Here is a 20,600-nt window from a genome sequence, read left to right on the forward strand (position 1 = left end):
TGTTATACTGTATCAATATCAGAACACTGCCAAGGAACCTTGCTGCCCATGCGTCACCTGCCCCTGCGACTCTCTCCCCTCGCCGCTACCCTCTGGTTCGTCTCGCCGCTGAGCCAGGCACTGGAGCTGGAAACCCAGGTCATCACCGCCAACCCGCTGGGCAACAGCGAGCTGGCCGCGCCTACCAGCGTGCTCGAAGGCGACGACTTGACCCTGCAACAAAAAGGCAGCCTCGGCCAGACCCTGAACAACCAGCCCGGCGTCGCCTCGACCTGGTTCGGCCCCGGCGCCAGCCGCCCGGTGATTCGTGGCCTGGATGGCGACCGCATTCGTATCCTGCGCAACGGCGTCGGCGCCCTGGATGCCTCGTCGCTGTCCTATGACCACGCCGTACCGCTGGACCCGGCGACGGTCGAGCGCATCGAAATCGTCCGCGGCCCTGCCGCCCTGCTCTACGGTGGCAACGCCATTGGCGGCGTGGTCAACAGCTTCGACAACCGCATTCCCACCGCGCCCGTCGAGGGTATCCATGGCACTGGTGAACTGCGCTATGGCGGCGCCGACACCACCCGCAGCAGCGCCGGCAAGCTGGAAGCCGGCGATGGCAACTTTGCCCTGCACCTGGACGCCAACAGCCGGCAGTTCAACGATCTGCGCATTCCCGGCTACGCCCGCAGTGCCAAGGTCCGCGACGCCGACGAGCCGGGCAGCAAGCATCGCCTGGAGAATAGCGACGGCCGCCAGGATGGCGGAGCCATTGGCGGTGCCTACCATTGGGATCATGGTTACACCGGCCTTTCCTACAGCCGCTACGACGCCAACTACGGCTCGGTGGCCGAGCCTGGCGTGCGCCTGGACATGCAGCAGGACCAGTACGGCTTCGCCTCCGAACTGCGCGATCTGGAAGGGCCCTTCAGTGCACTGAAGTTCGACGTGGGCTACACCGACTATCAGCACCGCGAGCTGGAAGGCGGCGAGGTGCATACCACCTTCAAGAACAAGGGCTATGAAGCCCGGGTCGAAGCCCGGCACCAGCCCCTGGGGCCGGTTGAAGGCGTGATCGGTGCCCAGGTCAGCCGCAGTGAGTTTTCCGCCCTGGGCGAAGAAGCCTTCGTACCGCAAACCGATACCGACAGCCTGGCGCTGTTCATGCTTGAACAATGGCAAGCCAGTGAACGCCTGAGCCTGAGCCTTGGCGGGCGTCTGGAGCACACCCGGGTCGACCCCGACAGCCTGGGCAGCGAGCGCTTCGCCCATGCTGACAGCGCCAGCAGCTTCACCGCCGCCAGCCTGTCGTCCGGGGCGGTCTTTGAGCTGACGCCGATCTGGTCGCTGGCCGCTACCCTCGGCTACACCGAACGCGCCCCGACCTTCTACGAGCTGTATGCCAATGGCGTCCATGTCGCCACCGGCACCTACGAGGTCGGCGATCCGGGGCTGGGCAAGGAGAAGGCGATCTCCAGCGATCTGGCCCTGCGCTTCGACAACGGCGTGCACAAAGGCAGCGTCGGCGTGTTCTACAGCCATTTCCGCAACTACATCGGCCTGCTGGCCAGCGGCAACCTGCGCGAAGGCCATGACCATGGCCATGACGACCACGACCACGATCACGACCATGAGCACGCCGCTGACGTGCCCGAGTACCTGTACCAAGGCGTGCGCGCACGCTTCTACGGCATCGAGGCCCAGGACCGCTGGCAACTGGCGCAGAACCGCTATGGCAGCTTCGCCCTGGAGTTGTCCGGCGACTACACCCGGGCCAGGAACCTGGACAGCGGCGAAGACCTGCCACGCATCGCCCCGCTGCGCCTGAACAGCGGCCTGCTGTGGGAGATGGACCGCTGGCAGGCACGCGTCGATGTGCAACACGCCAGCGCCCAGCACCATAAGCCGGCCAACGAAACCAGCACCGATGGCTACACCACACTGGGCGCCAGCCTTGGCTACCGCTTCGACATCGGCCAGAGCCAGTGGCTGGCCTTCGTCCGTGGCGAGAACCTCACCGACCAGACTGTGCGCTACGCAAGCTCTATCCTGCGCGACATCGCCCCGGCGCCGGGACGCAGCGTCGAGTTCGGCTTGCGCACCAGCTTCTGATCTGTGGGAGCGGGCTTGCCCCGCGATGCGATGCGACTGATACGGCGCAATCGCGGGGCAAGCCCACTCCTACCCCCACAAGGCAGGTGTTCACACAGGCACTGTTACCGATCCGGCAACGGTGCCTCTCGTTGAATTGACTTTTTTTCTTACAAATTCAGCTATATCCTCCCCGCCGCAAGCTGAACCGCTTCAGTTCATTCCCCTTCAGCTTTATCGCCGACGTTCATAGAACCCGGCGCACTTGCCGTTTTTTCCATAATCAAAAGATAGCGCTATCTCATGCCTCAGATTCATCGTTTCCGCTTTTCACTGTTCTCCGGCCTGGCCATCGCCAGCCTTGCCCCCTGCACCCAGGCCGCTGCGCTGTTGGCCAGCGACTCCCCCTGGATGCTCGGCGACTGGGGCGGCACCCGCACGGAGCTGGCGGAACGCGGCTACGACTTCACCCTGGGCTACACCGGCGAGATGGGCGCCAACCTGCATGGCGGCTATGACGACGACAAGACGGCACGCTACAGCGACCAGTTCACCTTCGGCACCCACCTGGACCTGCAGAAGATCCTCGACTGGCACGATGCCGAGTTCCAACTGACAGTGACCGAGCGCAACGGCAATAACATCAGCAACGACCGCATCAACGACCCGCGGGTCGGCGGGTTCACCTCCGCCCAGGAAGTCTGGGGCCGCGGCCAGACCTGGCGGCTGACCCAGATGTGGATCAAGCAGAAATACTTCGATGGCGCCCTGGATGTGAAATTCGGCCGCTTCGGCCAGGGCGAGGACTTCAACAGCTTCCCCTGCGACTTCCAGAACCTGGCGTTCTGCGGCTCCCAGGTGGGCAACTGGGCCGGCGACATCTGGTACAACTGGCCGGTCAGCCAGTGGGCGCTGCGGGTCAAGTACAACCTCACCCCCGAACTCTATGCGCAGATCGGCGCCTACGAGCAGAACCCCTCGAACCTTGACCGTGACAACGGCTTCAAGCTCAGCGGCAGCGGCACCGAGGGTGCCGTATTCCCGGTCGAACTGGTCTGGAGCCCACGGGTAGCGGGCCTGAAAGGGGAATATCGCGCCGGTTACTACTACAGTAATGCCAAGGCAACTGATGTCTACAAGGACAGCAACGACCAACCGGCAGCACTGAGCGGCCAGGCCTATCGCAGCAGCTCGAGCAAGCATGGCATGTGGCTGGGTGCCCAGCAGCAGCTGACGTCGCTGGCCTCCGACCACTCCCGTGGCCTGAGCGTATTTGCCAACGCCACGTTGCACGACAAGAAGACCAATGCCATCGACAACTATGTTCAGGCAGGTGTGGTGTACAAGGGGCCCTTCGATGCCCGCGCCCGGGACGACATCGGTTTCGCCCTCGCCCGCGTGCACGTCAACCCCGCCTACCGCAAGAACGCCCAGGCCATCAACCAGGCCCTGGGCCTGGACGACTACGACAATCCCGCCTACCGGCCGGTGCAGGACACCGAGTACAGCGCCGAGCTGTATTACGGCATCCACGTCACCGACTGGCTGACCGTGCGCCCGAACCTGCAGTACATCCGCCACCCCGGTGGCGTGGACCAGGTCGATGACGCGCTGATCGGTGGACTCAAGATCCAGAGCAGCTTCTGAACCCTTACTGATTGAACGGGCCCTGCCCTGACCTTTTTTGACCTAACGGAGAACACACGATGAGCACAGAAGGTGCCTTGAGTAGAACCCGCTGGCTGCCGCGCCTGATTGGCGCGCTGTTGCTGCTGATGGGACTGGCCCTGCTGGCAGGTGGCATCAAACTGAGCCAGCTCGGCGGCTCGCTGTATTACCTGATCGCCGGTATCGGCTTCGCCCTGGCCGGCATCCTGTTGCTGGCCCTGCGACGCAACGCCCTGGGCCTGTATGGCCTGGTGCTGCTGGGCAGCACCCTGTGGGCACTGTGGGAAGTCGGCCTGGACTGGTGGCAACTGGTGCCGCGCCTGGCCCTGTGGTTCGCCCTGGGTGTGGTGCTGTTGTTGCCCTGGGCCCGTCGCCCGCTGCTCGGCAACCCGTCGAAGGTCAACACCGGCCTGCTGAGCCTGGCCGTGGTGCTGTCGGGGGCCACCGCCGTGGCCAGCCAGTTCACCCACCCAGGCGAGGTCAAAGGTGAGCTGGGCCGCGACACCACCGAGTTCGCCAGCAACGCGCCGCAGATGCCCGACGGCGAGTGGCAGGCCTATGGCCGGACCGAATACGGCGACCGCTACTCGCCGCTGCGCCAGATCACCCCGCACAACGTGCACCGGCTCGAAGAAGCCTGGCGCATCCGCACCGGCGACCTGCCGACCGACAACGACCCGGTGGAGCTGACCAACCAGAACACCCCGCTCAAGGTCAACGGCATGCTCTATGCCTGCACCGCCCACAGCAAGGTGCTGGCCCTGGACCCGGACACCGGCGCCGAAATCTGGCGCTTCGACCCGCAGATCAAGAGCCCGGTGGGCTTCAAGGGCTTTGCCCATATGACTTGCCGTGGCGTCTCGTACTATGACGAGAACAGCTACGTCAGCATGGACGGCAGCCCCGCACCGAAGATCACCGATGCCGGCATGGCCGTGGCTCGCGCCTGCCCGCGCCGCCTGTACCTGCCCACCGCCGACGCCCGCCTGATCGCCCTGAACGCCGACACCGGCAAGGTCTGTGAAGGTTTCGGCAACCAGGGCGTGATCGACCTGACCACCGGCATCGGCCCGTTCACCGCGGGCGGCTACTACTCCACGTCGCCGGCGGCAATCACCCGCAGCCTGGTCATCATCGGTGGTCATGTCACCGACAACGAGTCGACCAACGAGCCTTCCGGCGTGATCCGCGCCTATGACGTGCACGACGGCCACCTGGTGTGGAACTGGGACAGCAACAACCCGGATGAAACCGCGCCCCTGGCGCCCGGCAAGACCTACAGCCGCAACTCGGCCAACATGTGGTCGCTGGCCAGCGTCGACGAAAAACTCGGCATGGTCTACCTGCCCCTGGGCAACCAGACCCCGGACCAGTGGGGCGCCGACCGTACCCCGGGCGCGGAGAAATTCAGCGCCGGCATCGTCGCCCTTGACCTGGCCAACGGCAAGGTCCGCTGGAACTACCAGTTCACCCACCACGACCTGTGGGACATGGATGTCGGCAGCCAGCCGACCCTGGTCGACATGAAGACCGACGACGGTGTGAAACCGGCGCTGATCGCCCCGACCAAGCAGGGCAGCCTGTACGTCCTGGACCGTCGCGACGGCACCCCGATCGTGCCGATCCGCGAAATCCCGGCCCCGCAAGGCGCGGTCGAAGGTGACCACACCGCACCGACCCAGGCCCGTTCGGACCTCAACCTGCTGGGCCCGGACCTGACCGAACAGGCCATGTGGGGCGCCAGCCCGTTCGACCAGATGCTGTGCCGCATCCAGTTCCGCGAGCTGCGCTACGAAGGCCAGTACACCCCGCCGTCGCTCCAGGGCAGCCTGGTCTACCCGGGTAACGTCGGCGTGTTCAACTGGGGCAGCGTCTCGGTCGACCCGGTACGCCAGCTGCTGTTCACCAGCCCCAACTACATGGCCTTCGTGTCGAAGATGGTGCCACGCGCCGAAGTGGCCGCCGGCAGCAAGCGCGAAAGCGAAACCAGCGGCGTGCAGCCCAACACCGGGGCGCCGTACGCAGTGATCATGCACCCGTTCATGTCGCCGCTGGGCGTACCGTGCCAGGCACCGTCCTGGGGGTATGTGGCCGGTATCGACCTGCTGACCAAGAAGGTGGTGTGGAAGCACAAGAACGGTACCAGCCGTGACAGCTCACCGATCCCGATCGGCCTGCCCATCGGCGTACCGAGCATGGGCGGCTCCATCGTCACCGCCGGTGGCCTGGGCTTCCTGAGCGGTACCCTGGACCAGTACCTGCGTGCCTATGACACCAATACCGGCAAGGAACTGTGGAAATCGCGCCTGCCGGCCGGTGGCCAGGCCACGCCGATGACCTACACCGGCAAGGACGGCAAGCAGTATGTGCTGGTGACCGCCGGTGGCCATGGCTCGCTGGGGACCAAAATGGGCGACTACATAATCGCTTACAAACTGGCCGAGTAAGTCTTCGCGGGGCAAGCCCGCTCCTACACTTGTAGGAGCGGCGGTGCGACGATTCGACTTGCCCCGCGATCGTCCCTCCCACCATTGAAACCACCCCCTCCCCGCCCCATCTAAGCACCATAGTCATTTATGCAGGTGCCCCATGAGCGATCAGCAGGATCTACCCGAACATCCCGAGGACCACGCCGAAGTCGAGCATCTGGAAGCCTCCGAACACAGCGGGCGGCACCTGGCCCTGCCCGGCCAGCAATTGCCCGACAAGGTCTATATCATCCCGATCCACAATCGCCCGTTCTTCCCGGCGCAGGTGCTGCCGGTCATGGTCAATGAAGAACCCTGGGCCGAAACCCTGGATCTGGTCGCCAAGACCCCGCATCACTCCCTGGCGCTGTTCTACATGGACACCCCGCCGGAAGACCACCGCCATTTCGACACCTCGGCCCTGCCGCTGTACGGCACCCTGGTCAAGGTTCACCACGCCAGCCGCGAGAACGGCAAGCTGCAGTTCGTCGCCCAGGGCCTGACCCGAGTACGCATCCGCACCTGGCTCAAGCACCATCGCCCGCCCTACCTGGTCGAGGTCGAATACCCGCATCAGCCAAGCGAGCCGACCGACGAGGTCAAGGCCTACGGCATGGCCCTGATCAATGCGATCAAGGAGCTGCTGCCGCTCAATCCGCTGTACAGCGAAGAGCTGAAGAACTACCTCAACCGCTTCAGCCCCAATGACCCCTCGCCCCTGACCGACTTCGCCGCCGCCCTGACCTCGGCCACCGGCAACCAGTTGCAGGAAGTGCTCGACTGCGTGCCCATGCTCAAGCGCATGGAGAAGGTCCTGCCGATGCTGCGCAAGGAGGTCGAGGTCGCCCGTCTGCAGAACGAGATCTCCGCCGAAGTGAACCGGCAGATCGGCGAGCACCAGCGTGAGTTCTTCTTGAAAGAGCAGCTCAAGGTCATCCAGCAGGAACTGGGCCTGACCAAGGACGACCGCAGCGCTGACCTTGAGCAGTTCGAACAGCGCCTGAAGGGCAAGACCCTGCCGCCCGCGACGCAAAAGCGCATCGATGAAGAAATGGGCAAGCTGGCGATCCTGGAAACCGGCTCGCCGGAATACGCCGTCACCCGCAACTACCTGGAATGGGCCACCGCCCTGCCCTGGGGCGTATACGGCAAGGACAAGCTCGACCTCAAGCATGCACGCAAGGTCCTCGACCAGCACCATGCCGGGCTCGACGACATCAAGGAACGGATCCTCGAGTTTCTCGCCGTCGGCGCCTGGAAAGGCGAAATCAGCGGCTCCATCGTCCTGCTGGTCGGCCCACCCGGGGTGGGCAAGACCAGCATCGGCAAATCCATCGCCGAGTCCCTGGGGCGGCCGTTCTATCGCTTCAGTGTCGGTGGCATGCGCGACGAGGCCGAGATCAAGGGCCATCGCCGTACCTACATCGGCGCCCAGCCGGGCAAACTGGTACAGGCGCTCAAGGACGTCGAGGTGATGAACCCGGTGATCATGCTCGACGAGATCGACAAGATGGGCCAGAGCTACCAGGGCGACCCGGCGTCGGCCCTGCTGGAAACCCTGGATCCGGAACAGAATGTCGACTTCCTCGATCACTACCTGGACCTGCGCCTGGACCTGTCCAAGGTGCTGTTCGTGTGCACCGCCAACACCCTGGACGCAATCCCGGGCCCGCTGCTCGACCGCATGGAAGTGATCCGCCTGTCCGGCTACATCACCGAAGAAAAACTGGCGATCGCCAAGCGCCACCTGTGGCCCAAGCAGCTGGACAAGGCCGGCGTGGCCAAGACCAGCCTGAGCATCAGCGACAGCGCCCTGCGCACCGTGATCGAAGGCTATGCCCGCGAGGCCGGCGTTCGCCAGTTGGAAAAGCAACTGGGCAAGCTGGTACGCAAGGCTGTGGTACAGCTGCTGGAAGACCCCGGGAAAAAGATCAAGATTGCTCCCAAGGACCTCGAAGCCTCGCTGGGCATGCCGGTGTTCCGCAGCGAACAGGTGCTCTCAGGTAAAGGCGTGATCACCGGCCTTGCCTGGACCAGCATGGGCGGCGCCACCCTGCCGATCGAGGCGACACGCATCCACACCCTCAACCGCGGCTTCAAGCTGACCGGCCAGCTGGGCGAGGTAATGAAAGAGTCAGCCGAAATCGCCTACAGCTACGTCAGCGCCAACCTCAAGCAGTACGGCGGTGATCCGACCTTCTTCGACCAGGCCTTCATTCACCTGCACGTGCCGGAGGGCGCTACACCCAAGGACGGACCGAGCGCCGGGGTGACCATGGCCAGTGCCCTGCTATCGCTGGCCCGCGACCAGGCGCCGAAGAAAGGCGTGGCCATGACCGGCGAGCTGACCCTGACCGGCAAGGTGCTGGCCATTGGCGGGGTGCGCGAGAAGGTCATTGCCGCACGGCGGCAGAAAATCTACGAATTGATCCTGCCGGAAGCCAACCGAGGGGATTTCGAAGAGCTGCCCGACTACCTCAAGGAGGCCTTGACCGTGCACTTTGCCAAGCGCTTCAGCGATGTGGCAAAGGTGTTGTTCAACTGAAGTCTTCCTCAAAGCAGGCGCGGGCGTTGAAGGCCCGCGCCCCTGCTTGACGGCGCTTGAGTCGCGCTCACCGCTGATACTGGGCCAACGTGCGGCCCATCTGCGACGCGCTTTGTTCGATCGTCTTCCACAGCCCCACAAACCGACCGAAGTAGATTGCGAAGCGTGCCAGTTGCTGGCCCGTGGTAATGCGCTGAAGCTGATCATTCGACGCATCGATGTAGGCTGTGAGGCTTTGCCAGGCGGAATGAACATGAGAAGAAGCGGTCAGCACGTCCCTGAGCAATTGCTCCATGTTCTGCAGTTTTTCCGAGAGCTCCCGGGTCCGCGTCTGCATCCTCGCCAGTGCCAACTTGGCCCCGATGAGGAATGGGGTCGTTGGTTGATTGGATCGGCCAAATGCATTGACCTTTCTCGTGACCGCAGGAATGATCTGCAGCCTGGCTTCGTCGCGAAACCGATTGCTCTCGACGCGGACACGCTCGAGCTGCCGGGTGTATTCCTTCAATTGCCCCTTGAGTTTAGTCATCTGGTTCGGCAAGGACGTCACAATCGTCCGGTCGGCCGCGCTGAGCGGGAGCAACTTTCCGTCCAGCAAGGCGTCCCAGGCTTCACGTTGCTTGCCCAATGCCTTGGTGTGTGCACACACATCCAGAATGACAGCCCCTGAACGATTGATGTTACCGGCGACCGTTGCCAAGATGTCTGCCAACTGCAGGTTCTTTTCGAACAACACTTCCCAGCTGGTCGCGTGGCTTTTCACCTGGCGAAAGAATGTCACCATGCTGTTGTTGCTAAGTTCAGGACTCAACGCCGAGAAATAAACGTCCAGTATCCTGGAGTCCAATGCCCCTCCCCCTGCACCAATCCACTGGGAAATACCAGCGGGCGAGCCCGGCAAGGCCCCCGCATAGGCGACATAGGCATTGAGGCTGCGAACGTGTGCTGGCGACAAACTCAGGGCGCCTGTGTCCAGCCCTGATGCCATTGCGCTCAGCAACGCCTCAGGAAGACTCGAAGCTTGCGTTTGCCAGGTTTTATCCAGCGCTGCATTTGTAGTCATTCGCTCGTCACTCCTGCACATCCAGCCCCTGCGCCTGCCCCTCCCTATACAAAGGGGCAGGTCGCAAGATGAAACGCAACGGTGGTTAAAAGGCCTGGCGAATCTTCACGACAATGTCTTGCACATAACCAACCAGTTCACTCAGCCGCTGGTTAAACGACTGTCCCTGTTCGAAGCTGTTCAACTTCATCCGGCGCAACTCATTACCCAACGTCTCCAACTGCACACGGATCTTGCGCATTTCAGCCAGCCATTCCTGGCGCATTGGACTCAGCGCTGAATACTCCGAGAGCGCCTGCAGATTGGCCTGTACCTGTTTCGCCCGTTGTTCCGTTTCACGTAGTTCGACGATCAACTCGCTCACTTCAGCGCGTAGCGCCCGGCGCTGGTCTTGAAGCCGCGAATATTGGATGCCTTGCTGCACGCCCTCCATCAGTTTGCCCAGCGCCTCCAATGCCTGCTCGATCGCTACGGCGGCACCAGCCGTTGTGGCGCCCTGAGCGACCAGGCCCTGAAGCTGTTCAACCGTTGGTAATTTGCCTTGGAACAGCTGTTCAATTCCATTGGCCTCAAACACACCAATGGCCTTTTCAAGCTCGGCAAGGTTTTCGCGTTTACCGTTGAGCGTATCGGTTAGCGCTTGCAACTTGCTGGCCAGCCGCTCCTGAGTTTCCAGGTAACTTGCCTGGTCACGGCTCGCGTCATAGACCGGCAGGCTGGCGATGGCCTTCGACGCCGTCGTCACCCCAGAAACAACGACATCAAGTGCTGTAGCGATCTTGTTTTTTGAGGTCTGCAATTCCTCAAGGAAAAATTCCTGTTCTTCAGGGTCTTCCTGGCTATCTCGAATCTCTTCAAGCAGCTCATCAATTCGGTGTGACCTGATGGTGACCGCAAGCACTTCCGCGTTTTTGGCCAAACTGTCAACATAGTGCCTAAATCCCTTGCAGTGCCGTTCAACCGATTCATGCAACAACGGCAAAAACGCGAGCGCACGCTGCTCCCATAGCGTTGAATAGGCAGACACCGCCGCCAAGAGCACATCGATGTTCGGGGCTTTAAGCCCAGTATTCAAAGTAACAACATTGTCATTCATGAGGGTATATCCTTACTTGGCGGCTGCAGCGTCATCAAAGACACGGTTCATATGCTGGGCAAACGTCTCTATGTCTTTCCACTGGCCAATGAAGCGCTTGAAAAATATCGCGAACTTGAACAGAGCCTGATTGGTCTCAATACGCTGCAGGTGTTCAATCGATGTATCGATGTAAACGCCAATCAACTGCCAGGCCGATTGCAGGTGGGAGGAGGCGGTCACCACGTCCCTGAGTCGAGTATCCAGCTGTCCCATTTGAGTACCGAGCTCTTCCACCAGCCCCTCCAACCGAACCGACGCCTTGATTTTCTGGCTGAGCTCTGCGCGCTGGCCCTGCAGCTTGTTACGCTCCTTGCGTACTTTCGCCGCCTTGCTGCCATAGATACCGCCGGTTATTGCCGCGCCCAGCGCCCCTGCAGCCAGGCCACTGAGCGCTGCTTTGACATACTGGTCATACTCGGCTTCAAGCCGTTTGATTTCATTGTCCAGCGCTGCCAGATCTTCGCGATGCTGCTGTACTGTCCCGCTCGCCTTCTGCCGCTTGATCGCCTGGTTTTTTACCGCAACCAAGGGGATCAGTTGTTCACGCGCGGTATCACGAAACTGTTCGGTTTCTTCACGTACAGCGCTCACGCGCCGAGCAAAAAGGTCCACGTCTTCACGCAATACCTCCATATAGTCAACCAGGTCCAGGACCCTGCGCCTGTCGTCCAGCCCCAGGTTGAGCGCTTTGTCGAACTTGATGGTTTCCCAGGCATCCCTGCGCCTGCCCAGCGCACGGCTGTTTTCGAGAATGCCCAATATCTCGTCGCCGGTGGTATTGATGCCATTGGCACTGGCGGCCAACTCGAAGCCCAGTTTCTTGCTATTGTCGGCAAGTACCGTCCAACTGCGCCCGTGCTTCTGCAACTGCTTGTGCATCGCCTCCATCTTGCTCGGCATCAGATCCGGTTCATTGATGGTGGAATAGCCCAACCAGCGAATTACCGCATCCTGGGCAACAGGAAGCTGGAAGGTATAGTTGGCATACTTGTTAAGGGTGACAATATGCTCTCGCGTCAGCGTCAACCCCCCCTCGTCGGGACCATCACGCTCCGCCATTGCTTGAATAAGATTTCCAGGTAGTTGCTCAGCCTCACTCTGCAATGTGTCAAAATTGAACTGTGTAGTGCTCATAACCACGTCCCTGTTAAAACGCCAACCCGGCGGGGACCTTCAAACTAATACTGCTGCGAAGTGCCCTGCAGAGGGCAGGCTTTCCAGAAAGCCAATGCCAGCCTGACAGTCAGGATTGTCGATGAACATCAATTACAAGCTGTTGGTCCTTGGCCTGTCACTCCTGACAGCCTGTTCACAAACGCCGAGCAAACACGACAACGTCGTGTTGGAAAAAGCGAGCCAGTGCCCTGTGCACCTGCAGACCGGCCAGACCCTCACCCTGACCCTGCCCAGCAATCCCAGCACCGGCTATCGCTGGCTGGTGCAGAACCCGGCCGCCAGCATCCTGCGCAGCCTCGGCCCCGAGGTCTACAGCCATCCGGAAGACGCCGGCGTAGTCGGCAGTGCCGGGCAATCGATGTGGCGCTTCCAAGCCCAGGCAGCAGGGGAAGGTCATCTGCTGCTGGTCTACCAGCAGCCCTGGGCACCGGAAGTACGTCCGGCACAGACCTTCGACTGCGTCATCACGGTGAAGTAGCGGCGCTGGTCACCCAGGCCATGCATCTGCCGGACAGTTTGGCTAAAATGCCCGCCTTTTAACGCCCAACGCCTGGATCGACCCGTGAGCAAAGAACCCGACCGCCTATTCGCCCAGCCGCTTGGCCAGGTGCCCGACTTCGCTTTCAACGAAGACGTGGTGCGGGTATTCCCGGACATGATCAAGCGCTCGGTGCCCGGTTACCCGACCATTGTCGAGAACCTGGGCGTGCTCGCGGCCCAGTTCGCCCAGCCCGGCACCGCGCTGTATGACCTGGGCAGTTCCCTCGGCGCCGTGACCCAGGCCCTGCGCCGCCATGTGCGCAGCGAAGGTTGCCGGGTCATTGCCGTGGACAACTCCGCCGCCATGGTCGAGCGCTGCCGCCAGTACCTCACCGCCCAGGACTCGATGTTCCAGGAGCTGCTGCCGGTTGAAGTGATCGAAGGCGATATTCTCGCCCTGGACTTCCAGCCGGCCTCGGTAGTGGCGATGAACTTCACCCTGCAATTCATCGCCCCCGAGCAGCGCCTGGCCTTGCTCGGCAACATCCGCCGGGCGCTGCTGCCGGGCGGCGCGCTGATCCTCTCGGAGAAGCTGCGCTTCGTTGATGCCGAGGAACACGCGCTGCTCACCGACCTGCATGTGGCCTTCAAGCGTTCCAATGGCTACAGCGAACTGGAAATTGCCCAGAAGCGCAGCGCCATCGAGAACGTGATGAAACCCGACAGCCTCGAAGAACACCGCGAGCGCCTGCTGGCCGCCGGTTTCTCCAAGGTCGTGCCCTGGTTCCAATGCCTTAACTTTGCCTCGTTGATTGCCCTGCCATGATTGATCTGACTCCCCTGGTTCGCCGTCTGGCGGGCACCCCCCTGGCGCAATGGTCCCAAGGCCTGCAAGCGCAACTCGACGCCAAGATGGAGAAAGGTCACGGCGACCTGGAACGTTGGCAGAATGCTCTGGACGCCTTGCCGGCGCTGGTGCCGAGCGAGGTCGACCTGGTCAACGGGCTGAACCTCGATTGCGACTGCGACAGCCAAACCCGCGAACGCATGCGCCAGGCGCTGATGGGCCTGGCGCCCTGGCGCAAGGGGCCTTTCGACCTGTTCGGCGTGCACGTGGATACCGAGTGGCGTTCGGACTGGAAATGGTCGCGGGTCGCCCCGCACCTGGATCTCAAGGGCAAGCGCGTGCTGGATGTCGGTTGCGGCAATGGCTACTACCAGTGGCGCATGCTCGGTGCCGGCGCCGACAGCGTGATCGGCGTCGACCCCAACTGGCTGTTCTTCTGCCAGTTCCAGGCCGTGCAGCGCTACCTGCCGGAACTGCCCGCCTGGCACCTGCCCTTCGCCCTGGAAGACCTGCCGGCCAACCTCGAAGGGTTCGACACCGTGTTCTCCATGGGGGTGTTCTACCACCGCCGTTCGCCCATCGAGCACCTGCTGGCGCTCAAGGACTGCCTGGTCAAGGGGGGCGAGCTGGTGCTCGAAACCCTGGTGATCGAAGGTGACGAACACCAGGTACTGGTGCCCGAGGACCGCTACGCACAAATGCGCAACGTCTGGTTCCTGCCCTCGGTGCAGGCCCTGGAGCGCTGGCTGCGCCGCGCCGGCTTCAGCGAGGTGCGCTGCGTCGATGTCAGTGTCACCAGCATCGAGGAACAGCGCAGCACCGAGTGGATGCGTTACCAGTCGCTCAGCGACTTCCTCGACCCGGCCGACCACAGCCGCACCATCGAAGGCTTGCCTGCGCCGCGCCGCGCGGTGATGGTGGCGCGCAAATAAAACAGGCGCCCGAGCGGGCGCCAAAGTTCACCTTTTCCAAAGGAGCGGAGCGTCAAAGGTGAATGCAGCTATTCCTTGACCACCTGCTGCCGGGCCTCGTCCTCCTTCTGTACATCGGCAGCGGCGAACGCCTGGTCCTTCTTGCCGTGGATCTGTTCCTGGGTCAGGCGAAAGTTCTCCCAGAACTGCTTCGAACGCTCCGCGCCGCCTTCGGCCAGGGCGGCGCTGCTGCCCAGGGCCAGAATGCCTACCAGCACATACTTGGTCAGGCTCATGTTGCTCACCTCGTGATTGAATGTCGGGACAGTTCAATCTTACGGAGCGCAAGCTAACGGCAAGGTGAGCCAGACATTACAGTGTTGCAAGAAAGGCCCTACAGCACAGACAGCGGGTACTCGACGATCAGGCGCACCTCGTCCAGGTCCGACTCGAAGGCCGTGGCCCGCGTGGTGGCCTGACGCAGCCGCAGCGACAGGTCCTTGAGACTGCCCGTCTGCACCACGTAGCGCGCCTCGATATCCCGCTCCCAGCGTTTCTGGTCGGTCAGCGGGTTGCCGTCGGCATCGCGGCGCATGTACACGCTGTTGGCGTCGGAATAGTCGATGCCGCTGCCTCGGCCGTAGCGGGTCATGAAGCTCAGCCCGGGCACGCCGTAGCTGGCCATGTCCAGGTCGTAGCGCAGCATCCAGGAGCGCTCCTTGGGCGCGTTGAAATCGCTGTACTGGATCGAGTTGTCGAGGAAGATCGAGTCGGACTGGCGCAGGTAGTCGAAGTCGTCGTCGCCCTGATTGCGCTGGTGAGACAAGGCCAGGGTATGGGCACCATAGGTGAACCCGGCCCGCACGCTCCAGATGTTGTTGTCGAAGGCACCCAACAGTTGCTGGCCCTGATCCTTGGCCTTGTAGTAATTGAAACTGGCGAAGGTGCTGAGCAGGTCGCTGATCGGGTAGTTGTAACTGGCACCGCCGTAGTACTGGTCCCAGGCGTCCTTCAAGCGGCTGCTGTAGAGGCTCAGTCTGAGGTGGTCGGTGAACTGGTAGTCGCCGCCAATATAGCCCAGCCAGGGTGAGTCGACAGGGCCGCCATAAAAGCTCACGAAGCCGTCACGGTTGTTGCTCGACAGCGGCTGGCTCATCGCATGCAAGCGTCCGCCCTGCACTTTCAGCCCTTCAAGCGTGGTGTTTTCCAGCGTCCACCCAGTAAAGCTCTCGGGGAGCAGGCGCGAATCGCCATAGTGCACCACCGGGGTCGTGGGGAAGACGTCGCCAACCTTGATGTCCGTGTCGAACAGCCGCGCCTTGAGCGCGCCTCCCAGCTTGCTGAAGTTGCTTGCCGCATGGCCGTCGCTGTCGACCGGCAACATGTCGAATGAGCTACGACCGCCGTTGCGGCCATCGCCGGTATCGAGCTTGAGCCCCAGCATGGCATAGGCATCCAGGCCGAAACCGACCGTACCCTGGGTGTAGCCCGACTCGAAGCGGGCGATAAAGCCCTGGGCCCAGGCCTCGGCGTAGCCGGCCTTGCCGGTGGGTGATTCGCCCCCTTTGCGGTAATCGCGGTTGAAATAGAAGTTGCGGCTGAGCACAGAAAGACTGCTGTCTTCGACGAACCCGTTCGACTCGGTAGCTGCATTGCTTACCGTACAACTGGCCAGGGCCAGGACGCCGGTAACACAGGCTGTGGTTTTATTCACCATCTTCAACTCCTGATTATTGGCAGAAAACGCATGGCGGCCGCTGATGCGGCCGCCATGGGTATCCTGACAAGGGCTGAATAACTCGAAGATGAGCGCGAAATTACAGTTTCGTCACCTCGGCGATACCCTGCTCCTCATCCTTGCGGTGCGCCCGGTAGTAGAGCGCCGGCAACACCAGCAGGGTCAGCGCGGTGGAGGACAGGATGCCGCCGATCACCACCGTCGCCAGCGGTCGCTGCACCTCGGCACCGGTGCCGGTGGCCAGGGCCATAGGGATGAACCCCAGGGAGGCCACCAGTGCGGTCATCAGCACCGGGCGCAGGCGCGTCAGCGCCCCTTCATCGATGGCCTGGCGCAGGCTGCGCCCCTGCTCGCGCAGGCCACGGATGAAGGCGATCATCACCAGGCCGTTGAGCACCGCGACACCGGACAGGGCAATGAAGCCGACCCCCGCTGAAATCGACAGGGGAATGTCCCGCAGCCATAGAGCCACCACGCCGCCAGTGAGGGCAAAGGGAATGCCGGTGAACACCAGCAGACCGTCCTTGAGGTTGTTGAACATCATGAACAGCAGGCCGAAGACCAGCAGCAAGGCCACCGGCACCACCACCTGCAGGCGCTGCGCCGCCGACTGCAACTGCTCGAACTGGCCGCCCCAGCGAATCCAGTAGCCGGCCGGAATGCTCACCTGAGCGGTAATGCGCTCACCCGCCTCCTCGACGAAGGAGCCTATGTCGCGACCGCGTACGTTGGCGCTGACCACCACCAGGCGCTTGCCGTCTTCACGGCTGATCTGGTTCGGGCCCTGGACCAGTTCCAGGCGGGCCACGTCGGCCAGGCTGATAAAGCCGATCTGGCCGTTGCCCGCCGCACTGGCCGGTACGGGAACCAGTAGTTGTGACAGGCCGTCGATATCGGTTCGCAAGTTGTCCGACAGGCGCACCACCATGTCGAAGCGCCGGTCGCCCTGGTACAGGGTGCCGGCCTGGCGACCACCGACGGCCACGGCGATGGTGTCCTGCACGTCGCCGACATTGAGACCGTAGCGCGCCGCCCTGTCGCGATCGACTTCGATGGTCAGCACCGGTAGCCCCGTGGTCTGCTCGACCTTGACCTCCGAAGCCCCCGGCACCGCCTGCAGCGTCGAGGCGATCTGCGCCGCGGTGCGGTTGAGCTGCTCCATGTCGTCGCCGAAGACCTTCACCGCAACGTCACTGCGCACCCCGGAGATCAACTCGTTGAAACGCAGCTGGATAGGTTGCGACAACTCGTAGTTGCTGCCCGGCACCCGGGCACTGGCGCGCTGGATATCGGCGATCAGTTGCTCGCGACTCTTGCCCGGGTCCGGCCACTGCTCCTTGGGCTTGAGCATCACATAGCTGTCGGAGATGTTCGGCGGCATCGGGTCGGAGGCGATTTCGGCGGTGCCGGTACGGGCGAACACCCGCTCCACTTCCGGCACCTGGCTCAGCACACTCTGCTCCAGTTGCTGCTGCATGGTCACCGACTGGCTCAGGCTGGTGCCGGGCACCCGCAGCGCCTGCAGGGCGAAATCCCCTTCGCTCAGGCTCGGCACGAATTCGCTGCCCATTCGGCTGGCCAGGACCCCGGACAGCAACACCATCACCCAGGCCAGGCTGAACGCCAGGGTGCGGTGGCCCATGACCCACTGCAACAGCGGAGCGTAGCCGCGCTTGGCGCTGCGCATCAGCAGGTTCTCGTCTTCCTTGACCTTGCCGGTGACGAACAGGGCGATGGCCGCCGGCACGAAGGTCACCGACAACAGCATGGCGCCGAGCAAGGCGATCACCACAGTGAAGGCCATGGGGTGGAACATCTTGCCCTCGACCCCGCTCAGGGCAAAGATCGGCAGGTACACCACCATGATGATCAACTGCCCGTAGATCAGCGGCCGGCGCGCCTCGCGAGCGGCATTGAAGACTTCATGGAAGCGCTCGGAACGCGTGAGCAGTCGGCCATGGTGCTGCTGGGCGTGGGCCAGGCGCCGGATCGCGTTCTCGACGATCACCACCGCGCCATCGACAATGATGCCGAAGTCCAGGGCGCCTAGGCTCATCAGGTTGGCGCTGACCTTGTTGCTGAACATGCCGGTGAAGGTGAACAGCATCGACAGCGGGATGATCATCGCCGTGATCAGCGCTGCGCGGATATTGCCCAGGAACAGGAACAGGATCACGATCACCAGGATCGCGCCTTCGATCAGGTTCTTCTTCACCGTGGCAATGGCCTTGTCGACCAGGTTGGTGCGGTCGTACACCGTCACCGCGCTGACCCCGGCCGGCAGCGAGCGATTGATCTCCACCAGCTTCTGCGCCACGGCCTGGGACACGGTGCGGCTGTTCTCGCCGATCAGCATGAACACCGTGCCCAGCACCACTTCGCGGCCATTCTCGGTGGCCGCGCCACTGCGCAGCTCACGGCCGATACCGACCTCGGCGACGTTGCGCACCCTGATCGGCGTGCCATCGACGTTGGCCAGGACGATGTTGGCGATGTCGTCGATCCCCGCCAGTTGCCCCGGCGCCCGGATCAGCAACTGCTCGCCACGGCGCTCGATATAACCGGCGCCGACGTTGGCGTTGTTGCGTTCAAGGGCCGTGAGCAGATCGCCCAGGGTCAGCTTGTAGGCGGCCAGGCGCTTGGGATCGGGGGCGATCTGGTACTCCTTGGCAAAACCTCCGATGGTGTTGATCTCCGCCACACCGCGCACATTGCGCAGCTGCGGCTTGATGATCCAGTCCTGGATCTCGCGCAGGTCGGTGGGCGTGTAGGGGCTGCCATCGGCCTTGCGCGCATCCTCGGCGGCTTCCACCGTCCACAGGAAGATCTCGCCAAGGCCGGTGGAGATCGGCCCCATGGTCGCCTCGACGCCATCGGGCAACTGCCCGCGGGCCTGCTGCAGGCGCTCGTTGACCAGCTGGCGGGCGAAGAACAGGTCAGTGCCTTCCTCGAAGATCACCGTCACCTGGGACAGCCCCGAACGCGACAGCGAACGGGTCTGCGCCAAGCCCGGCAAGCCGGCCATGGCCGTCTCGATGGCAAAAGTGATGCGCTGCTCGGTTTCCAGCGGCGAGAAGCCCGCTGCCTGGGTGTTGATCTGTACCTGGACGTTGGTGATGTCCGGGACCGCATCGATGGGCAGCTTCTGGTAGCTGGCCACACCCAGCCCGGCCATCAGCAGTATCGCCAGCAGCACCACCAGGCGCTGCTCGATGGCAAATTGAATAAGGCGTTCGAACATGAAGAGTACTCGCGCAGGTCAGTGGACGTGCTCGGCGCTGGCCTTGCCAAGCTCCGACTTGAGGACGAAGCTGCCCGCCGCCGCCACCTGCTGGCCGGCTTGCAGGCCCTTGCGGATCTCGACGAAACCGTTGGCACTGGTGCCCAGCTCTACCGCCTGGGCGACAAAGCCGTCGGCGGTACGCACGAACACCGTCGGGCGCTCTTCGAGGGTCTGGATAGACTGGTCCGGCACACTCAGGGCGGTCGGCGCCTGCTCGCTCGGTACCTGTACCGCCACAAACAGGCCTGGGCGCCAGGCACCCCGCGGGTTGTCCAGGGTCACACGGACAGTGGCGGTACGGGTCTGCTCACCGAGCAGGCTGCCGACATGACTGATGGTCCCGGCAACCTGGTCGCCCAGCTCGCTGGCGACGATGGAAACCTGCATGCCGGCGCGGACCTTGCCCAGGTCGCGTGGTGCCACGCCGAAGGTGGCCCAGACCTTCGACAGGTCCGACAAGGTGAAGGCCGCGCTGGTCTCGTTGACCACCTCGCCCGGCACCAGGTGCTTCTCCACGATCTGTCCGGCGAAGGGGGCGCGCAGCTCGTAGCGGTTGCCACCGGCCAACACTGTCGAACCACTCAGGGCGCTGATCTTCTGCCGGGCATTGGCCTGGGCGATTTCAGCCTCCTGCAGGGCCTGGCGGGCTTGCAGGTAGTCCTGTTCGGCGGAAATGCCTTCCTGCCACAGGTCCTTCTCCCGCTGATAGGTGCTGCGCGCCAGCTCCAGGCGCCGCTGGCTCGCCGCCAGTTCACTGCGCTGCTCGGAAATCTGCAGGCTGGCGATCACCGCCAGCAGGTCGCCGGCCTTGACCTGCTGGCCGAGCACCACGGCGACCGACTCGACCACCCCGGCCGCCCTGGGCACCATGTGTGCGGTGCGGTCTTCATCGAAGCGGATCTCACCGGGCAGCGACAGGCTGCGCTGCAGTTGCCGGGGCTCGGCGGCGGCCAGTTCGATGCCGGCCAGGTCGATCTGCTCCTGGCTGAGGCGGATCGCCCCCTCCTCCTCATGCCCCTCGCCGGACGCCTCGTGTCCGTGCTCGCCTTGTTCCTCCTCATCATGATCACCTTCGGCGTGACCCTGGGCCGCCGCCGGCGTTGCCGGGCCCTGCGCAAGGCCGGTCTGGCGCGCCAGCAGCACACCCAGTCCCAGGCCCAGCAACAAGGCCGCGATCAGCAGCGTTGTGGACTTCTTGTTCATGCAG

14 protein-coding genes are annotated in these 20,600 nt (G+C 63.0%); 7 read left to right on the forward strand and 7 right to left on the reverse strand.

Going from position 1 to position 20,600, the window contains the following annotated elements; all coding sequences use genetic code 11:
- Positions 1 to 48: 48 nt before the first annotated feature.
- The 4 genes from ACIQUS_RS19065 to lon all read left to right on the forward strand — a co-directional run bounded on the left by ACIQUS_RS19065 (position 49) and on the right by lon (position 8,757).
- Positions 49 to 2,097 (forward strand): TonB-dependent receptor, encoded by a 2,049-nt coding sequence (locus tag ACIQUS_RS19065; protein ID WP_403049743.1) that lies wholly within the window; start codon positions 49 to 51, stop codon positions 2,095 to 2,097.
- A 282-nt stretch (positions 2,098 to 2,379) separates the two neighbouring features.
- On the forward strand, positions 2,380 to 3,723 hold the full coding sequence (locus ACIQUS_RS19070) for a carbohydrate porin (protein WP_403049746.1): 1,344 nt from the start codon (positions 2,380 to 2,382) through the stop codon (positions 3,721 to 3,723).
- Between the two features lie 59 nt (positions 3,724 to 3,782).
- Positions 3,783 to 6,191 (forward strand): glucose/quinate/shikimate family membrane-bound PQQ-dependent dehydrogenase, encoded by a 2,409-nt coding sequence (locus ACIQUS_RS19075; protein ID WP_403049749.1) that lies wholly within the window; start codon positions 3,783 to 3,785, stop codon positions 6,189 to 6,191.
- Between the two features lie 142 nt (positions 6,192 to 6,333).
- A complete protein-coding gene (gene lon / locus ACIQUS_RS19080; RefSeq protein ID WP_403049752.1) occupies positions 6,334 to 8,757 on the forward strand; it encodes an endopeptidase La in 2,424 nt (807 codons plus the stop codon).
- Between the two features lie 67 nt (positions 8,758 to 8,824).
- Here lon and ACIQUS_RS19085 read toward each other — a convergent pair whose 3' ends face one another.
- From ACIQUS_RS19085 to ACIQUS_RS19095, 3 genes are all read right to left on the reverse strand, one after another.
- The gene (locus tag ACIQUS_RS19085) at positions 8,825 to 9,820 is read right to left on the reverse strand and encodes a hypothetical protein (protein WP_403049755.1); all 996 of its coding nucleotides are present in this window, start codon (positions 9,818 to 9,820) and stop codon (positions 8,825 to 8,827) included.
- 85 nt (positions 9,821 to 9,905) lie between these two features.
- On the reverse strand, positions 9,906 to 10,916 hold the full coding sequence (locus ACIQUS_RS19090; RefSeq protein WP_403049758.1) for an alpha-xenorhabdolysin family binary toxin subunit B: 1,011 nt from the start codon (positions 10,914 to 10,916) through the stop codon (positions 9,906 to 9,908).
- A gap of 12 nt (positions 10,917 to 10,928) precedes the next feature.
- Positions 10,929 to 12,092 (reverse strand): alpha-xenorhabdolysin family binary toxin subunit A, encoded by a 1,164-nt coding sequence (locus ACIQUS_RS19095; RefSeq protein WP_403049761.1) that lies wholly within the window; start codon positions 12,090 to 12,092, stop codon positions 10,929 to 10,931.
- A gap of 121 nt (positions 12,093 to 12,213) precedes the next feature.
- Here ACIQUS_RS19095 and ACIQUS_RS19100 point away from each other — a divergent pair, with 121 nt between their 5' ends.
- The 3 genes from ACIQUS_RS19100 (at position 12,214) to cmoB (ending at position 14,393) form a co-directional block, all read left to right on the forward strand.
- On the forward strand, positions 12,214 to 12,612 hold the full coding sequence (locus ACIQUS_RS19100; protein WP_403049764.1) for a protease inhibitor I42 family protein: 399 nt from the start codon (positions 12,214 to 12,216) through the stop codon (positions 12,610 to 12,612).
- 84 nt (positions 12,613 to 12,696) lie between these two features.
- Entirely contained in the window at positions 12,697 to 13,440 is a 744-nt protein-coding gene (gene cmoA / locus ACIQUS_RS19105) for a carboxy-S-adenosyl-L-methionine synthase CmoA (protein ID WP_403049767.1), read from the forward strand.
- A complete protein-coding gene (gene cmoB, locus ACIQUS_RS19110) occupies positions 13,437 to 14,393 on the forward strand; it encodes a tRNA 5-methoxyuridine(34)/uridine 5-oxyacetic acid(34) synthase CmoB (protein ID WP_403049770.1) in 957 nt (318 codons plus the stop codon). The genes cmoA and cmoB overlap by 4 nt, the downstream gene beginning before the upstream one ends.
- Positions 14,394 to 14,461: 68 nt before the next feature.
- Here the strand turns inward: cmoB and ACIQUS_RS19115 are convergent, their stop codons facing one another.
- The 4 genes from ACIQUS_RS19115 to ACIQUS_RS19130 all read right to left on the reverse strand — a co-directional run bounded on the left by ACIQUS_RS19115 (position 14,462) and on the right by ACIQUS_RS19130 (position 20,596).
- Complete coding sequence (locus ACIQUS_RS19115; RefSeq protein ID WP_403049773.1) at positions 14,462 to 14,668, reverse strand: hypothetical protein; 207 nt, start codon at positions 14,666 to 14,668, stop codon at positions 14,462 to 14,464.
- A gap of 98 nt (positions 14,669 to 14,766) precedes the next feature.
- Positions 14,767 to 16,089 (reverse strand): OprD family porin, encoded by a 1,323-nt coding sequence (locus ACIQUS_RS19120; RefSeq protein WP_403049776.1) that lies wholly within the window; start codon positions 16,087 to 16,089, stop codon positions 14,767 to 14,769.
- A 100-nt stretch (positions 16,090 to 16,189) separates the two neighbouring features.
- A complete protein-coding gene (locus ACIQUS_RS19125) occupies positions 16,190 to 19,351 on the reverse strand; it encodes a CusA/CzcA family heavy metal efflux RND transporter (protein WP_403049779.1) in 3,162 nt (1,053 codons plus the stop codon).
- 18 nt (positions 19,352 to 19,369) lie between these two features.
- On the reverse strand, positions 19,370 to 20,596 hold the full coding sequence (locus ACIQUS_RS19130; RefSeq protein WP_403049782.1) for an efflux RND transporter periplasmic adaptor subunit: 1,227 nt from the start codon (positions 20,594 to 20,596) through the stop codon (positions 19,370 to 19,372).
- Positions 20,597 to 20,600: the final 4 nt, after the last annotated feature.

It is taken from the genome of Pseudomonas sp. NPDC090755, from assembly GCF_044769005.1.
Lineage (GTDB): Bacteria > Pseudomonadota > Gammaproteobacteria > Pseudomonadales > Pseudomonadaceae > Aquipseudomonas.

Coding starts and splice junctions, on each gene's coding strand:
- ACIQUS_RS19065 (WP_403049743.1), top strand. CDS start 49: ATGCGTCACCTGCCCCTGCGACTCTCTCCCCTCGCCGCTACCCTCTGG.
- ACIQUS_RS19070 (WP_403049746.1), top strand. CDS start 2,380: ATGCCTCAGATTCATCGTTTCCGCTTTTCACTGTTCTCCGGCCTGGCC.
- ACIQUS_RS19075 (WP_403049749.1), top strand. CDS start 3,783: ATGAGCACAGAAGGTGCCTTGAGTAGAACCCGCTGGCTGCCGCGCCTG.
- lon (WP_403049752.1), top strand. CDS start 6,334: ATGAGCGATCAGCAGGATCTACCCGAACATCCCGAGGACCACGCCGAA.
- ACIQUS_RS19085 (WP_403049755.1), bottom strand. CDS start 9,820: ATGACTACAAATGCAGCGCTGGATAAAACCTGGCAAACGCAAGCTTCG.
- ACIQUS_RS19090 (WP_403049758.1), bottom strand. CDS start 10,916: ATGAATGACAATGTTGTTACTTTGAATACTGGGCTTAAAGCCCCGAAC.
- ACIQUS_RS19095 (WP_403049761.1), bottom strand. CDS start 12,092: ATGAGCACTACACAGTTCAATTTTGACACATTGCAGAGTGAGGCTGAG.
- ACIQUS_RS19100 (WP_403049764.1), top strand. CDS start 12,214: ATGAACATCAATTACAAGCTGTTGGTCCTTGGCCTGTCACTCCTGACA.
- cmoB (WP_403049770.1), top strand. CDS start 13,437: ATGATTGATCTGACTCCCCTGGTTCGCCGTCTGGCGGGCACCCCCCTG.
- ACIQUS_RS19115 (WP_403049773.1), bottom strand. CDS start 14,668: ATGAGCCTGACCAAGTATGTGCTGGTAGGCATTCTGGCCCTGGGCAGC.
- ACIQUS_RS19120 (WP_403049776.1), bottom strand. CDS start 16,089: ATGGTGAATAAAACCACAGCCTGTGTTACCGGCGTCCTGGCCCTGGCC.
- ACIQUS_RS19125 (WP_403049779.1), bottom strand. CDS start 19,351: ATGTTCGAACGCCTTATTCAATTTGCCATCGAGCAGCGCCTGGTGGTG.
- ACIQUS_RS19130 (WP_403049782.1), bottom strand. CDS start 20,596: ATGAACAAGAAGTCCACAACGCTGCTGATCGCGGCCTTGTTGCTGGGC.